Origin of the sequence: Devosia sp., assembly GCF_028290645.1 — a bacterium.
GTDB lineage: Bacteria > Pseudomonadota > Alphaproteobacteria > Rhizobiales > Devosiaceae > Devosia_A.
In genome coordinates this window covers 1-13,468 of sequence record NZ_JAQGJL010000098.1, presented here as the reverse complement: position 1 = coordinate 13,468, position 13,468 = coordinate 1, and the positions used below count along the sequence as shown (strand labels likewise).

Annotated in this window: 18 protein-coding genes; 11 read left to right on the top strand and 7 right to left on the bottom strand. The window is 65.6% G+C overall.

Features of this window, described 5'->3' with window-relative positions:
* Positions 1 to 12: 12 nt before the first annotated feature.
* Genes JWQ89_RS05585 through JWQ89_RS05570 form a run of 4 tightly spaced genes read right to left on the bottom strand, consistent with a single transcriptional unit; the run spans position 13 to position 2,081 of the window.
* Positions 13 to 312: a type II toxin-antitoxin system RelE/ParE family toxin gene (locus JWQ89_RS05585; RefSeq protein WP_299639140.1), complete on the bottom strand. Its 300-nt coding sequence runs from the start codon at positions 310 to 312 to the stop codon at positions 13 to 15.
* Positions 290 to 559: a type II toxin-antitoxin system Phd/YefM family antitoxin gene (locus JWQ89_RS05580; RefSeq protein WP_299639138.1), complete on the bottom strand. Its 270-nt coding sequence runs from the start codon at positions 557 to 559 to the stop codon at positions 290 to 292. The genes JWQ89_RS05585 and JWQ89_RS05580 overlap by 23 nt, the downstream gene beginning before the upstream one ends.
* A gap of 47 nt (positions 560 to 606) precedes the next feature.
* Entirely contained in the window at positions 607 to 1,233 is a 627-nt protein-coding gene (locus JWQ89_RS05575) for a histidine phosphatase family protein (RefSeq protein ID WP_299639136.1), read from the bottom strand.
* A gap of 38 nt (positions 1,234 to 1,271) precedes the next feature.
* Positions 1,272 to 2,081 carry an SDR family oxidoreductase gene (locus JWQ89_RS05570; protein ID WP_299639135.1) on the bottom strand — a complete coding sequence of 270 codons (810 nt, stop codon included), beginning with the start codon at positions 2,079 to 2,081 and terminating at the stop codon, positions 1,272 to 1,274.
* 123 nt (positions 2,082 to 2,204) lie between these two features.
* On the opposite strand from JWQ89_RS05570, the gene JWQ89_RS05565 reads away from it, so the two are divergent.
* On the top strand, positions 2,205 to 3,620 hold the full coding sequence (locus JWQ89_RS05565) for an FAD-binding oxidoreductase (protein ID WP_299639134.1): 1,416 nt from the start codon (positions 2,205 to 2,207) through the stop codon (positions 3,618 to 3,620).
* A 42-nt stretch (positions 3,621 to 3,662) separates the two neighbouring features.
* Complete coding sequence (locus JWQ89_RS05560; protein ID WP_299639133.1) at positions 3,663 to 4,220, top strand: hemerythrin domain-containing protein; 558 nt, start codon at positions 3,663 to 3,665, stop codon at positions 4,218 to 4,220.
* Here the strand turns inward: JWQ89_RS05560 and JWQ89_RS05555 are convergent.
* Complete coding sequence (locus JWQ89_RS05555) at positions 4,217 to 4,963, bottom strand: SOS response-associated peptidase (RefSeq protein WP_299639132.1); 747 nt, start codon at positions 4,961 to 4,963, stop codon at positions 4,217 to 4,219. The two genes, JWQ89_RS05560 and JWQ89_RS05555, sit on opposite strands and share 4 nt — an antisense overlap.
* A gap of 69 nt (positions 4,964 to 5,032) precedes the next feature.
* On the opposite strand from JWQ89_RS05555, the gene JWQ89_RS05550 reads away from it, so the two are divergent.
* The 3 genes from JWQ89_RS05550 (at position 5,033) to JWQ89_RS05540 (ending at position 6,216) form a co-directional block, all read left to right on the top strand.
* Positions 5,033 to 5,437, top strand: coding sequence for an NUDIX domain-containing protein (locus tag JWQ89_RS05550; protein WP_299639131.1), 405 nt, complete (start codon positions 5,033 to 5,035; stop codon positions 5,435 to 5,437).
* 31 nt (positions 5,438 to 5,468) lie between these two features.
* The gene (locus JWQ89_RS05545) at positions 5,469 to 5,840 is read left to right on the top strand and encodes a TIGR02301 family protein (RefSeq protein WP_299639130.1); all 372 of its coding nucleotides are present in this window, start codon (positions 5,469 to 5,471) and stop codon (positions 5,838 to 5,840) included.
* Between the two features lie 97 nt (positions 5,841 to 5,937).
* Positions 5,938 to 6,216, top strand: a complete 279-nt coding sequence (locus JWQ89_RS05540; protein WP_299639128.1) for a hypothetical protein — start codon at positions 5,938 to 5,940, stop codon at positions 6,214 to 6,216.
* 18 nt (positions 6,217 to 6,234) lie between these two features.
* Here JWQ89_RS05540 and JWQ89_RS05535 read toward each other — a convergent pair whose 3' ends face one another.
* Positions 6,235 to 7,557, bottom strand: a complete 1,323-nt coding sequence (locus tag JWQ89_RS05535; protein ID WP_299639126.1) for a dihydroorotase — start codon at positions 7,555 to 7,557, stop codon at positions 6,235 to 6,237.
* Positions 7,558 to 7,602: 45 nt separating this feature from the next.
* Here JWQ89_RS05535 and JWQ89_RS05530 point away from each other — a divergent pair, with 45 nt between their 5' ends.
* From JWQ89_RS05530 to JWQ89_RS05520, 3 genes are all read left to right on the top strand, one after another.
* Positions 7,603 to 8,421 (top strand): folate-binding protein, encoded by an 819-nt coding sequence (locus JWQ89_RS05530; protein WP_299639124.1) that lies wholly within the window; start codon positions 7,603 to 7,605, stop codon positions 8,419 to 8,421.
* Between the two features lie 78 nt (positions 8,422 to 8,499).
* Positions 8,500 to 9,114: an HD family hydrolase gene (locus tag JWQ89_RS05525; RefSeq protein WP_299639123.1), complete on the top strand. Its 615-nt coding sequence runs from the start codon at positions 8,500 to 8,502 to the stop codon at positions 9,112 to 9,114.
* A gap of 94 nt (positions 9,115 to 9,208) precedes the next feature.
* Positions 9,209 to 9,730 (top strand): hypothetical protein, encoded by a 522-nt coding sequence (locus tag JWQ89_RS05520; protein ID WP_299639121.1) that lies wholly within the window; start codon positions 9,209 to 9,211, stop codon positions 9,728 to 9,730.
* 63 nt (positions 9,731 to 9,793) lie between these two features.
* Here JWQ89_RS05520 and JWQ89_RS05515 read toward each other — a convergent pair whose 3' ends face one another.
* Positions 9,794 to 11,011 (bottom strand): penicillin-binding protein activator, encoded by a 1,218-nt coding sequence (locus JWQ89_RS05515; RefSeq protein WP_299639119.1) that lies wholly within the window; start codon positions 11,009 to 11,011, stop codon positions 9,794 to 9,796.
* 122 nt (positions 11,012 to 11,133) lie between these two features.
* Between JWQ89_RS05515 and rsmI the strand changes: the two genes are divergently transcribed.
* From rsmI to gshB, 3 genes are read left to right on the top strand one after another with little or no spacing between them, the layout of a single operon-like run.
* Entirely contained in the window at positions 11,134 to 12,018 is an 885-nt protein-coding gene (gene rsmI / locus JWQ89_RS05510; RefSeq protein ID WP_299639117.1) for a 16S rRNA (cytidine(1402)-2'-O)-methyltransferase, read from the top strand.
* Positions 11,987 to 12,385, top strand: a complete 399-nt coding sequence (locus JWQ89_RS05505; protein WP_299639116.1) for a YraN family protein — start codon at positions 11,987 to 11,989, stop codon at positions 12,383 to 12,385. Before rsmI ends, JWQ89_RS05505 begins: the two co-directional genes overlap by 32 nt.
* A gap of 53 nt (positions 12,386 to 12,438) precedes the next feature.
* Positions 12,439 to 13,428 (top strand): glutathione synthase, encoded by a 990-nt coding sequence (gene gshB, locus JWQ89_RS05500; protein ID WP_299639114.1) that lies wholly within the window; start codon positions 12,439 to 12,441, stop codon positions 13,426 to 13,428.
* Positions 13,429 to 13,468: the final 40 nt, after the last annotated feature.

Sequence of the window (13,468 nt, the reverse complement as noted above, 5' to 3'; positions counted from 1 at the left end):
AGAGGGCCGGGGTCAATCGTCTGAGAGACCGTCTCTGCCGAGTCGCCTCAGCAGCTCATAGGTTTCATCGCGCCGCCCAACGCCGACGACGAAGACGACGAGTTCATTGTCGCGAACCTGATAGACGAGCCGATAGCCAGCGCTGCGGAGCTTGATCTTGTAGAGGTTGGGGGCGCCCTTGAGCTTCGCGGCGGGCACGTGGGGCTCGATGAGACAGCGTCGAAGGATGGTCTCGAACTCCGCCCTGACCGTCGCACCGAGCTTGTTCCAGCTCTTCTGGGCGATGCGACTAAATATCAGACTGTAGGTCATCGATCGAAACCCGAATGCCTTCCTCGCCCTTCTGCTCTTCGAGCATTTCGAGGATGGTCAGGTTGTCGAGACTCTCGAGGATGCCTTCCCAGGCTTCCGGCGAAACGATGTAGCCGATGACCTTGTTGTGGTTCAGCACCGCGACGGACTGCATCTCCGCCGCCTTGAATACGGCGTTGGCGTTTTGCTTGAGTTCCGTGATGCTCACAGCGAGGTCCGCCTCGACCCTCTGTCCAACGTGATTCATTCTGACCTCCAAAATTCACACCAAATATAGGGCGAATTTCAGAGGCGTCAATCGTCCCAGCTCATCCCGGCCGGATAGACCACGCTCTTGCCGTCGACAAAATGCACCACGCAATCCTGCGGCGGGAACCAGTTTACCGCCCGTTCGGCCGGGAAATCCTCGATCAGGCGGCGGAGGATCCTGAGGATGCCGCCATGGGCGACGATGATCGCCGGCCCCTTTAGTTCGGCGGCGAAGCTGGTGATGCGCTGCGCCACGTCCTCGTAGCTTTCGCCCGAAGGCGGGCGGAAGAACCAGAAATCGGCGTCGCGTTCGCCGGCGATCGCCATTTCGCCGGAGCTGAGTTCGGTGTGAAGCCGGCCCTCGTAGACGCCGAACGACACCTCGACCAGCCGCTCGTCGAAGCCCACCTCAGGCAGCGGTTCACGGAACGCGGCGCGGACCCGCTGCATGGTCTCGCGGGTGCGGCCGAGCGGAGAGGCGTGCCAGGTGAAGTCCGAGGGCTGCCGCTTGCCGCGCGTCAGCAGCTCGGCGAGCAGCTTGCCGTTGAGATCGGCCTGTCCGCGGCCGATTGCGTTCAGCGGAATGTCCTTCGACCCCTGATACCGGCCCTCGGCGTTCCAGTCGGTCTGGCCGTGGCGGATGAAATAGAGTTCAGGCCACACGAGGGGCATCAGTTGGCTCGCTAGGAATGGCTGCGGCGCGTCGCCGCTCAGGCCGTCGGCGCGGTCTCGGGGGCTTCATCGACATGCATGCCGATGATGTTGAAGCCGCAATCGACATACTGGATTTGGCCAGTGACGCCCGAGGCAAGGTCGCTGAGCAGGTAGAGTGCGGCAGTGCCGACTTCGTCCTGCGTGACGTTGCGCTTCAACGGCGCCGCCTTCTCCTGAAAATGCAGCATGGTGCGCAAGCCCGAGATACCGGAAGCAGCGAGTGTCTTGATCGCGCCGGCGGAGATGGCGTTGACGCGGATGTTCTTGGGGCCGAGGTCGTGTGCGAGATAGCGCACCGATGCTTCGAGCGCGGCCTTGGCGACACCCATCACATTGTAGTTCGGTACGTATTTCTCGGCGCCATAATAGGTCAGCGTCAGCAGCGACGAGCCCGGGTTCAGCATCGCCTCAGCGCGCTTGGCGACGGCGGTGAACGAGTAGACCGAGATGTTCATCGTCAGCGCGAAGTTCCCGGCGGTGGTCTCGATATAGCGGCCTTCCAGCTCGTCCTTGTTGGAAAAGGCGATAGCGTGGACCAGGAAGTCCATCGTTCCCCATTTCTCCTTGAGGGCGCGGAACGTCTCGTCCATCGCAGCGTCGTTGGTCACATCGCAATCGATGAGCGTGGTGACGCCGATTTCGGCGGCGAGGGGTTCGACGCGCTTCTTGATGGCCTCGCCCTGGTAGGACAAGGCGATTTCGGCACCTTGGTCGGCGAGGGCCTTGGCGATGCCCCAGGCGATCGAGTTCTTGTTGAGCACGCCCATGATCAGGCCCTTCTTGCCGGCCATCAGCCCGTTCGCCATCGTCTGCTCCTCAGAGTGCTTGGATTTGTGGCGCCGCTTGTCGCATAGGGGCCAGTGTTTGAGCAAGGTCGGCGGGCAAGTTCGCCCTTGCGCCAAGCCCGTCGGGGGCTATGTTCTGGCGCCATGACACTCCCACCCAAGGAAATCATCCGCGCCCTCAAGACCTTGCTTGGCGACGCGGGGTCGCTGATCTCAGATCCCGCCGAGATGGCGAGCTATCTGGCCGAACCGCGGAAGCGCTTCCATACGCCGGCGGTCGCCGTGGTGTTGCCCGGTAGCATCGCGACGCTCCAGGCGCTCTGCCGCTGGGCCAACCAGCACCGTATCCCGCTGGTGCCGCAAAGCGGCAATACCGGGCTCGTCGGCGGCCAGGTGCCGCTGCGCGGCGACGAAGTGGTGGTCAACCTGTCCCGCATCAACCGGGTGCGCGAAGTCGATGCCACGGCCGGGCATATGACCGTCGAGACCGGCGTCATCCTCGAGGAGGCGCACAAGGCGGCGGAAGCGGGGGGCGCCATGTTCCCGCTCTGGATCGCCAGCCAGGGCTCCGCGCGCATCGGCGGCGTGCTCAGTACCAATGCTGGCGGCGTGCAGGTGCTGGCCTTCGGCAATGCCCGCGAACTGACGCTGGGGGTCGAGGCGGTACTGGCCGACGGACGGCTCTATCGCGGCCTCAATGCGCTGAAGAAAGACAATACCGGCTACGACCTGAAGGACCTCCTGGTCGGGGCCGAAGGCACGCTCGGCTTCATCACCGCGGCGACACTGAAGCTGTTCCCGATCCCCGAAGCCTACGAGACGGCGTTCATCAATGTCGCGGGCCCCGAGGCGGCGCTCGAGCTGTTCTACCTGCTGCGCGAGCGCACCGGAATGCGGCTGACAGCGTTCGAGCTGATGCCGCGCTTCGGCATCGACCTGCAACTGAAGCACGGCATGCTGTTGCGCGACCCCGCGGCCAGCCTGTCGCCCTGGTATGTCCTCGCCGAGGTCAACCGCATGAAGGGCGGGGTGCCCGGCGCGCTGCAATCGGCGCTCGAGGAAGCGCTCGGTGGCGGGCTGGTGACCGATGCGGTGGTTGCCGAGTCCGAGTCCGATCGTACCCTTATGTGGGCGGCCCGCGAGCAGATGAGCGACGTGCAGAGCCGCGAGGGCGCCTCGATCAAGCACGACGTCTCGGTGCCGATCGCAGCGGTGCCGCGACTCATCGCCGAGGGCGCGGCAGCGGCGGAACGCATCGTGCCAGGTATCCGCGCCTGTCCCTTCGGGCACATGGGCGACGGCAACATTCATTTCAATTTCAGCCAGCCCGCGGGCGCCGACGGCAAGGCCTTCATGGCCGGGGCCGAACCGTTGCATGCGGCGATCTACCGGATCGTCGGCAAGCTCGGCGGCTCGGTCTCGGCCGAGCACGGCATCGGGCAGCTGAAGACCGACCTCCTGAAGCAGGTAAAGGACCCGGTGGCGCTCGAAATGATGCAGGCGATCAAGGCCGCGCTCGACCCCAACGGTATCCTCAACCCAGGTAAGGTACTCGGGTGATACCTGTTGACGGGGCCCGCCTGCCGCCCCATCTGACGGCGCATGCTTGAAGATATCGAATTCCTCGACGACGCTACTCGTCCTGTTCCGGTCGAGCTCGACGGCCTCAACGAAGCGCAGCGCGCCCCTGGCCTGCATTTGCGGATGGTGCACGACCATTTGCGCGAGAACATGCAGGCGCTCGGCCGGCTGATCGAACGCGCCGCCGCCGGCGAAACCACCGCCGCCGCGGTCACCGGCGAAGCTGCCGGGCTTGCCATGGTCGCCAACTACCGGCGCTTCGGGAACCTTTGCGGCCAGCACTGCCAGATCGTCAACGTCCACCACTCGATCGAGGACCAGGCGATCTTCCCCGCCATCGCCGCGCAGGGCGAGGCGTTCAAGAAGATCGCCGACCGGCTCAGGGCCGAGCATGTCGTGGTGCATGAACTGCTGGTGCGGCTGATCGATGCGCTGGGCGATCTCGCCGAGGCGCCGGGTCCGGAGCGCTTCGCCGAGACGCTGGAGCTGTATCGAGCGCTGGAGCGCGTGCTGCTCTCGCACCTCGGCTACGAGGAAGCGGCGATCGGCGACGCGCTGGGCTATTTCGATATCGCCTAGAACAGGTCCAGCTGCCCTCCTCCGGCCGCTGCCTTCTTCTTCGGCTTTGCAGCCGCCTCGGCCTCCGCCTCCTCCGGCGAGATCGGCCGGATCAGCTCCGGGCCTTCGGCCTCAGCCCGCCCGACGCCCTTCCCCACCGGGTGATATTTCAACGAGCCCGGCGGCAGCGGCAGCGCCAGTTGTGCTGCGGCGGTAGCGTCGAAATCGCGGGTGTTGAGCCACATGTCGACAGCGTCGCCGGTGAGCATTGCCGGCATGCGGTCATAGACCGAGCTGATCTCGAGATTGGGCTCGACCGTGACGATGCAGGCGGTGTCGACCTCCTCGCCGTCCGGACCCGCCCATTGCGAGTAGAGCCCGGCAAAGATCATCGGGGAATTGTCTTGCATGGTGATGTAGTAGGGCTGGCGCTTCCCATCCGGGCCCTTCATCCACTCGTAGTAGCCAGAGGCCGGCACGATGCAGCGTGAGTTGCGCACCGCATTCTTGAACGACGGCTTTTCCGCCATCGTCTCGGAGCGGGCGTTGATCAGCAGCGAGAACTCGCGCGGATCCTTCACCCAGGCCGGCACGAACCCCCAGCGCACCAGCTGGATGGTGCGGCGGCCGGACTGTTCCCAGACGACGGCGATCGGCTGGGTCGGGGTGATGTTGTAGCGAGGCGGGAAGTCGATCTTGTTCAGGAGATTGAACAGCTCGACCATCATCTCGGGCGGCAGGGTGGCCGCGTAGCGTCCGCACATCGTCTGGGCTCCTTGGTGTGCCATTAGTTAGGCACTTGCCGCCGGGTCGGCAAACCACAATCATCGGTTATGACCGAGTCCCGGCAGCCCCCCAACGCCGCCAGCGTCGCGCTGATCGACCGCGACCGGGTGCTGCTGATCCAGCGTGCCCGAAAACCCTATTTCGGCATGTGGAGCCTCCCCGGCGGCCGGCTGGAGCAGGGCGAGACGGCGGAACAGGCGGCCGAGCGGGAGATCCTGGAGGAGGTTGGCCTTCGCGTCTGGCGGCTCCATCCAATCCGGCGGATGTTCCTCGCCGAGGGCCGTTTCGTGCTGCAGGTGTTTGCCACCGAGGCCTTCGAGGGCGAGATCGTCGCCTCCGACGAAGTCAGCGCTCATCGCTGGGTGCGGGTCGACGAGATCGGGGCCATGCACACGACCCCAGATCTTGCGGACGTGGTGGCGGGCGCCTTCCGGGTCTTCGATCGCAGTTGAGGCGGGTACGGCTTTGACCTAAGGATGCCGCATGCGCCTTCGCCCGCTCCGCATCGCTCTTGTTGCCCTGCTGCTCGCCGCGGGCCCGGCCCGCGCCGTCGATCCGCCGTACCAGGAGGAGATGGAGCGGCTCTCCGAAATCCTCGGCAGCCTCTATTTCCTCGATCCGCTGTGCAAGCCCGAGGCGAAAACGGACTGGCGCGGCGAGATGGCCGACCTGATCAGCCTCGACGAGCCCGACGATGACAGGAAGCAGCGGCTGACCGGTGCCTTCAATTCCGGCTACGAGGCCTATGCGCGGCTCTATCGCCTCTGCACCGTCTCGGCCGACCAGGCCCTGTCCCGGCTGCTGGTCGAGGCCGAAAAGACCGCCCGCGACATCCACTCGCGCTACGCCGAATAACCGCCCCATCGGGGATTAATATTAATTGGACAGTGCATATTAACCTTTTGGCGAGGAGTGAGGCGCGCCTCTTGACGAGGCATGCTACGGCCGAAGGATGAAACTCTCCAAGACTCTCAATGGCAAAGGCGGCATCGAACTGCTCGCCGAGGCGGAACGCGAGGAGCGCCAGGTAGCGCTCGAATATATCGCCGAAGCCTGGAACAGTGCCGAGGACGACGGCGTCGCGACGCTGGCGCTGGCCCATGCCTCGCTGTTCGCCGCCATCACCTCGCTGGTCGAGCATCATGGAGAGACGGCGATTTCCGAGCTGATCGCAACGTTGCCCGAGCGCATCCAGTCCGGCGAATACAGCCTCAGCAGGTCGCTGCAGTAAGCCCTCATCCGGCGCTGCCTACAGCGCCTCCAGGAACCGCATCGGCAGCCCGACGCTCGGCGTCACCAGTTCGCCCTGCCACATCACCTTGTTGCCGCGGACGATCGTGCCCACCGGCCAGCCGGTGACGGTCACCCCGTCATACGGCGTCCAGCCGGCACGGCTCTTCACCCACTCATTGGTGATGGTCTCGCGCCGCTTCAAATCCACCACCGTCAGGTCGGCATCGTAACCCACCGCGATCCGGCCCTTGCCGGCGATGCCGAACAGCCGATTCGGCCCGTGGCTGGTCATGTCGACGAAACGCTCAAGGCTCATCCGCCCGGCGGTGACGTGGTCGAGCATGATCGGCACCAGCGTCTGGACGCCCGTCATCCCCGAATGGCTCGCCGGATAGGCATGGTCCTTTTCCTCGCGCGTATGTGGCGCATGGTCGGAGCCGAGGATGTCGGCAACGCCGTTCCGCACCCCCGCCCAGATCCCCTCGCGATGCGCCTTGTCGCGTACCGGCGGGTTCATCTGCGCATAGGCGCCGAGCCGGGTATAGGCGGTCTCGTCGAGCGTCAGGTGGTGCGGCGTCACCTCGACGCTCGCCACATCCTTGTGCGCAGCGAGGAACACCATTTCCTCGGCCGTCGAGATGTGGAGGATATGCACCCGCTTGCCGGTCTTCCGCGCCAGTCTGACCAGCCGACGCGTCGACAGCAGCGCTACCTCCGGGTCGCGCCAGACCGGGTGCGAGCTCGGGTCGCCCGGCACCCGCAGGTGTTTGCGCTCCTCGAGCCGATATTCGTCCTCCGAGTGGAACGCAGCGCGCCGCGAAATGGCGGAGAGGATCGCTTCCACCCCATCGTCGTCCGGCACCAGCAACGAGCCGGTGGACGACCCCATGAACACCTTCACCCCCGCGCAACCCGGCAGCCTCTCCAGTTCGGCCAACTGCCCCACGTTCTCGTGCGTACCCCCCACATAGAACGCGAAATCGCAGTGCATGCGCCGGGTGCCGCGCACGATCTTGTCCTCGAACGTCTCACGCGTGGTGGTCAGCGGATTGGTGTTGGGCATCTCGAACACCCCGGTGACACCCCCCATCACCGCCGATAGCGAGCCCGATTCGAGATCTTCCTTGTGCGTCAGCCCCGGCTCGCGGAAATGCACCTGCGTGTCGATGACGCCGGGGAGTATATGCAGCCCCGTGCAGTCGATCACTTCGCCCGCCGATGCCGCGCCGAGATCGCCGAGCCCGACGATATCGCCGTCATTGACGGCGATGTCGGTGCGGTGCACCCCATCATGGTTCACCACGGTGCCGTTCTTGAAGATCGTCTCGTACTGCGCCATGTCTGTGGTCCGCCTGCCTTTCGGCGGGTGTAGCGGAACCGCCCCATGCCCACAATCCTCCGTCCGTCCCGTGCCGCCTTCCGGTTTTCCGGGCCCGAGGCGCAGAAACTGCTGTTCGACGTGGTGACCGGACGGCTCCTCGCCGAGCCGGGTCCGGCAGTCTGGTGGGCGCTGCTCTCGCCGCAGGGCAAGGTGCAGGCCGAGGGGCTCAGCGGTTGGGCAGAGGAGGCGTTCTGGCTCGATGTCGATACTTCCGTCGCCGACACGTTCCTCAAGAAGATGAAGCTCTATCGCCTCCGCGCCAGGGTCGAGATCGACGACCTGCGCGACACGCATTCGGTGGGCTGGAGTTTCGACGGCTGGACCGAGGGGATCGTTCATGCCGATCCGCGCGGGCTGGGCGAGCGCGTTATCGCCGAGAAAGCCGCGAGCGCCGCCTGGGCGCCACCCGACAACAGCTTTGCCGCCCACCGCATCAGCGCCGGCGTGCCCGAAGAGGGGCCGGATTTCGGCATCGATCAGAATTTCGCCCACGATATCGGCCTCGACCTGCTCGATGGCATCGACTTCGTCAAAGGCTGCTACATCGGCCAGGAAGTGGTGAGCCGCATGAAGCACCGCGGCACTGCGCGCCGCCGCCCTGTGATTGTTTCGGGGATCGAAGCTCCAGCGGGGACGCCGGTGGTGGCCCTCGGGCGCGAGGCGGGCGCGATTGGTGAGGTAGTGGAGGGCAGGGCGGTCGCCATCCTGAGGCTGGACCGCATCACCGATCCGGCCGACGTCACCGTCGATGGCAAGCCGGTGACGGTGACCCTGCCGCCGTACGCGACGTACCAGTTCGGTGAGGTTTCCGCCGAGGACTAGAACCGGCCCCGCGTCGGTACGTTTGGCGAATCACCTCCGCCCCACTACCCTCCACACCTTCGAAACACGGGAGCTTTCATGGCGCGGGGCAAGGAGCGGGCGTGGCAGCGCATGCTGTCGGGCAGGCGGCTCGACATCCTCGATCCGTCCCCGCTCGACGTCGAGCTTTCCGACATCGCTCATGGCCTCGCCCGCGTCGCCCGCTGGAACGGCCAGACCATCGGCGATTACCCCTTCACCGTGGCGCAGCACTCGATCCTGGTGCTCGAGCTATTTCGCGCCCTCAACCGCGAAGCCGAGCCGCGTGCGCTGCTCTATGCCGTGCTGCACGATGCGCCCGAATATGTGATGGGCGACATCATCTCGCCGTTCAAGGCGGCGATGGGCGGCAACTACAAGGAGGTGGAGAATCGCCTGCTCGGCGCCGTCTATCTGCGCTTCTCGCTCCCCGCCGTGCCGCCGGCCGCGCTGCAAAAACTGATCAAGCGCGCCGACCGCGAGGCCGCCTTCCTCGAAGCCACCCACCTTGCCGGGTTCGAGCCGGAAGAGGCGCGGCGCTATTTTGGCGAGCCCAGTTTCCCGGTCTTCGAGTTCGAACCTTTCGAAAAGCTGATCCGGCCTTGGCCGACTCGCGAGGCCTATGACCGCTTCGTCGAAATCGTCGAGCAGCTTGCCGCCGATCTCCCCCGCTAGGTTAAGTTTACCTTAACGCGTGTTCCATTTTGACACGCGCTCGGCCCGCATGGTTGATGGATCGTTAACAAGATCCCTCGATCGGAGGACGGCCATGGACTCGACGCGGACCATCATGCTCACGGGCGCGATCGGCGCCGGGCTGGCATTGCTCCTCGCGCTGCCCAGCGTCCTGCCGCCGGCCATTGCCGACGAGGAGCCGGCGCGGACCCTGCTCAGCACCCCCAACGAGATCTGGCCGCCGGCCTTCGATCCCGGCAAGCTGATGAAATGGGACTATTACGTCCAGCCCGGCGTCTCGATCGAGCCGATACGCGAATCGACGGTTCGCAAGATCGCCTACGGCCGCACCACGCTCATACGCGTCATGGAAACGGCGAGCGGGGTCTACTCCACCGACGGCATGGCCAACCCGCATATCGGCTACCCCGGGATCGTCAAGGTCGCCCAGCGCCAGAGCAATCTGGGTGTCTGGTACTGGGACGACGGCCACTGGGTCGCCACCGCACCGCAATCGGCCAGCTCGTTCGTCTCCCTCACCCCGCTCGATGCGACCAAGCTGGTGGCGAGCGACGACGACAACTGCGTGACGCTGGGAAACGCCGTCTACTGCTGAGCCGACGCGGCTGCATTGCCTCCCACAAGGGAGATGGCCCAAGCTGAGCCACTTGTGGTCCGCCTAAAGCTTCGCCCCCTCGGCAATGCTCGCGCCGCCGATCGTCACCTGCTTGATCACCAGCGCATATTCGCTCCGCCCATCCGGCAGGAAACGGAACACCCCGTCCCGGCCGTTGAAACCGGCCGGCAGCGTCAGCTGGGCCCGGTCGTAGCGCGGCGAGCCGTTGGCGAGCGAGGAGGCGTTGGCGAGGATCGTCGCGGTATAGGCGATGGTGGCGAACTTGTGCGGCGCCGAGCCGAATTTCGCCTGGTACTCGGGCAGCATCGCGTTGTAGCCCGCATCGTCGACCGCCGGGAACAGCGCTCCCGCCAGCGTCGTGGTGTTGAGGATCGAGGGGTCGCCGTCCCAGTCGGCCGAGCCGATCAGCTGGACCTTCCCCGGCGCGATCCCGGCTTCATTGAGCAGGTTCGCAAAGCTCGGCGCCGTCGCCCGGTCCGGAATGAACAGCGCATCGATCTGGCCCGCCTGCAGCATCGGCACCAGCTGCGTCACGACGTTGCGCGCCTCTTCCTCGGTCGAGAAATTGTAGACGGCGCGGGCATTGAGCCCGAGATCCGCCGTCGCCTGACGGAACGCGCCCTCCTGGATGCGGCCGAAATCCGTGGTTGGGAACACGCCCGCAAAGGCTTTCTTGCCCAGCTTGCTGGCATAGCCCATCGAGCGCTTCACTTCGCTCTCGGGGAGGATATTGAGGAGGAATACGCCGGGCGATGCGGCCCCGGAATTATTGGAAAATCCAATGACCGGAATCCCCGCGGCCTTCGCCACCTGCCCGGCGGCGGTCACCTGGTCGGCGCGCAATGGCCCGAGGATCAGGCTCGCGCCTTCGCTCAGGGCCTGCTGCGCGGCCTGCGTCGCGCCCGCAGTCGTCGTGCCCGTATCCTTCAGCAATACCGTGATGTTTTCGCCGATATTGGGATTGGTCTCGACGAAATCGATGGCGAGTTCCGATGCATTGGCCATCGATGTCCCGACCGCCGCGATATTGGGGTCGCCCGACAAGGGCAGCAGCAGCGCCACCCGTACAGGGCCCTTGCCAAAACTCTTGCCGGTGACGAGCGGCGTCACCTGCCCGGAGGTTCCACTGCCGGGACCGAACGAGAAGCTCCCCGGCGAACAGGCCGAAAGCAATGCCGCAGCGGCAAGGCCAAGGCCGAGGGCCCTCAATCCGGAGAACCCCGGCCCCGTCAGCGCCCCGGCGCTCATTGCAATTCTCACTTGCCCAACCCTTGCCAAGTCTCGCACTCTGGCGCCGATACACGCCCCCATGGGCGTCTATACAGAATCGGGCCCGGCTCATAAAGACCGAGCTCAATTTCGTCTTAACATTGGGAGGTGGCGTGGACGATCGGCCGAAGAGCTTCTTCATCGCCGGGACTGAGTTTCCGAGCCCGCCGCTGGCGGCCGGGCTCTATGTCGTCGCCACCCCGATCGGCAATTTGAAGGACATTACGCTGCGCGCGCTCGAGACGCTCGCCGCCGCCGACCTGGTGCTTTGCGAAGATACTCGCCATTCGGCGACCCTGCTCGATCACTACGGCATCCGGACACCCCGCAAGTCGCTCCACGAGCACAATGAACGGGCCCGCATCGGCGAGGTGATCGCGAGCCTCGAGGCAGGCCGTGCCGTGGCGCAGATCTCCGATGCCGGCACGCCGCTGCTGTCCGACCCCGGCTTCCCGCTGGTCCGCGCCGTGCGGGAAGCAAACCTCCCGGTCTTCGCCATCCCCGGCGCTTCGGCGCTGCTCGCAGCCCTCGCGAGTGCGGGCGTCCCCGCCGACGCCTTCGGCTTCATCGGTTTCCTGCCCTCGAAAGCCGGCGCCCGCGCCAACACTCTGGCTGCATTGAAGCCGCGCACTGACACGCTGGTATTCTACGAGTCGCCGCGCCGCCTCGGCGATAGTCTCGCCGCGATGGCCGAGGCGATGGGTGACCGCCCCGCCGCCGTAGCGCTCGAACTCACCAAGCGCTTCGAGCGCGTCGAACGTGGCACGCTGAGCGAACTCGCCATCCATTTCGGCGCCGGCGACACCAGGGGAGAAGCGGTGATCCTCGTCGGCGGCACCGAGGGCGTGGTGGTCGAGGCAGCGGACTGGAAAGCCGCGCTCGAGGAGGCGCTGGTTGCGCAGCCGCTGCGCGCCGCGGTCGACGAGATCACCGCCCGCTACGGCCTCAAGCGCAAGGAGGTCTACGATGCGGCTCTCGCCCTCAAGGCAGAGGAATAATCAGACCCGCGCTTCGAGGCTCGGCGCCGAACTGTTCGGCCGCCGCGGCGAGGCTCTGGCGGCGTGGTACCTGCGCCTGAAGGGCTACCGCATCGTCGCCGCCCGCGTGAAAACCCCCGTCGGCGAGATCGACCTCGTCGCCCGCCGCTTCGGGCTCACCGCCTTCGTCGAGGTCAAGGCCCGTCGCGGCCGCGCCGAGGAGGCGATCGCGCTCGAGGCGGTCAACACCCGCCGCATCTCGCGCGCCGCGCAGTATTACGTCGCCCGCTATCCGGCGCTCGCCGAAACACCCCTCCGCTTCGACGTGATTTTCCTTGCGCCGATGACCTGGCCGCGCCATGTGAAGAACGCTTTTCAGGGCGAGTGAGGCACTCCGTTTCCGTCTCCGCCCACCGGGTGTTTGAGCGTCGGAGCCAGAACGTGACTTTGAAAATCGCCGTGCAGATGGATCCCATCGCCACCATCAACCCGGCGGGGGATTCGACCTTCGCGCTGATGCTCGAAGCCCAGGCGCGCGGGCACAAGGTGGACTACTACGTGCCGCAATCCCTGGCGCTGCGCGACAATCACGTCTCGGCCGAGCTGGCGCCGATCAAGGTCTTCGACAAGCCGAAGGGCGAGCATTTTGCGCTCGGCGACTTCGCCCGCGCCGACCTCCAGTCCTACGACGTCGTGCTGATGCGACAGGACCCGCCGTTCGACATGAACTATACGACGCTCACGCACCTGCTCGAGCGCATCCACCCCAAAACCTTCGTGGTGAACCCGCCCGCCGCCGTTCGCAACGCGCCCGAAAAGATCCTCGTCACCGAGTTTCCCGAGCTGATGCCGCCGACGCTGGTGACCCGTGACCGCGGCCTGATCCGCGACTTCCGCGAGGAGCACGGCAACATCATCCTGAAGCCGCTCTACGGCAATGGCGGCGCCGGGGTGTTCCTATTGCAGGAGGGCGACCAGAACCTCAACTCGCTGATCGAGCTGTTCGAAGTGAGCTTCAAGGAGCCCTTCATGGTGCAGCGCTACCTGCCTGAGGTGCGCAAGGGCGACAAGCGCATCATCATCGTCGATGGCGAGCCGGTAGCCGGCCTCAACCGTGTCCCCGCCGATGGCGAAGCCCGCTCCAACATGCACGCTGGCGGCCGCCCCGAACTCAGCGAGCTCACTCCGCGCGAGCGCGAGATCTGCGCCACCATCGGTCCGGCGCTGAAAGAGCGCGACATGATCTTCGTCGGCATCGACGTGATCGGCGACTATCTCACCGAAATCAACGTCACCTCGCCAACCGGCATCCGCGAAATCAAGCGCTTTGGCGGCCCCGATATCGCGCCGCTGATCTGGGACGCGATCGAAAAGCGCCGCCCGCGTGCGACCAAGAAGACGTCGCAACCCCGCAAGCGCCCGGCGAAATAGTCACTCGTCGTCGTCGGCCTCATTGAGGTCATGCGCGTCC

Bases quoted from the DNA above. Each gene is read 5' to 3' on its own strand.
- JWQ89_RS05505 (WP_299639116.1), top strand. From the start codon at position 11,987: ATGCGGCTCTCGCCCTCAAGGCAGAGGAATAATCAGACCCGCGCTTCG.
- JWQ89_RS05565 (WP_299639134.1), top strand. From the start codon at position 2,205: ATGACACTCCCACCCAAGGAAATCATCCGCGCCCTCAAGACCTTGCTT.
- JWQ89_RS05570 (WP_299639135.1), bottom strand. From the start codon at position 2,081: ATGGCGAACGGGCTGATGGCCGGCAAGAAGGGCCTGATCATGGGCGTG.
- JWQ89_RS05540 (WP_299639128.1), top strand. From the start codon at position 5,938: ATGAAACTCTCCAAGACTCTCAATGGCAAAGGCGGCATCGAACTGCTC.
- JWQ89_RS05575 (WP_299639136.1), bottom strand. From the start codon at position 1,233: ATGCCCCTCGTGTGGCCTGAACTCTATTTCATCCGCCACGGCCAGACC.
- JWQ89_RS05560 (WP_299639133.1), top strand. From the start codon at position 3,663: ATGCTTGAAGATATCGAATTCCTCGACGACGCTACTCGTCCTGTTCCG.
- JWQ89_RS05580 (WP_299639138.1), bottom strand. From the start codon at position 559: ATGAATCACGTTGGACAGAGGGTCGAGGCGGACCTCGCTGTGAGCATC.
- JWQ89_RS05550 (WP_299639131.1), top strand. From the start codon at position 5,033: ATGACCGAGTCCCGGCAGCCCCCCAACGCCGCCAGCGTCGCGCTGATC.
- JWQ89_RS05520 (WP_299639121.1), top strand. From the start codon at position 9,209: ATGGACTCGACGCGGACCATCATGCTCACGGGCGCGATCGGCGCCGGG.
- JWQ89_RS05535 (WP_299639126.1), bottom strand. From the start codon at position 7,557: ATGGCGCAGTACGAGACGATCTTCAAGAACGGCACCGTGGTGAACCAT.
- JWQ89_RS05585 (WP_299639140.1), bottom strand. From the start codon at position 312: ATGACCTACAGTCTGATATTTAGTCGCATCGCCCAGAAGAGCTGGAAC.
- JWQ89_RS05555 (WP_299639132.1), bottom strand. From the start codon at position 4,963: ATGTGCGGACGCTACGCGGCCACCCTGCCGCCCGAGATGATGGTCGAG.
- JWQ89_RS05545 (WP_299639130.1), top strand. From the start codon at position 5,469: ATGCGCCTTCGCCCGCTCCGCATCGCTCTTGTTGCCCTGCTGCTCGCC.
- JWQ89_RS05530 (WP_299639124.1), top strand. From the start codon at position 7,603: ATGCCCACAATCCTCCGTCCGTCCCGTGCCGCCTTCCGGTTTTCCGGG.
- JWQ89_RS05525 (WP_299639123.1), top strand. From the start codon at position 8,500: ATGGCGCGGGGCAAGGAGCGGGCGTGGCAGCGCATGCTGTCGGGCAGG.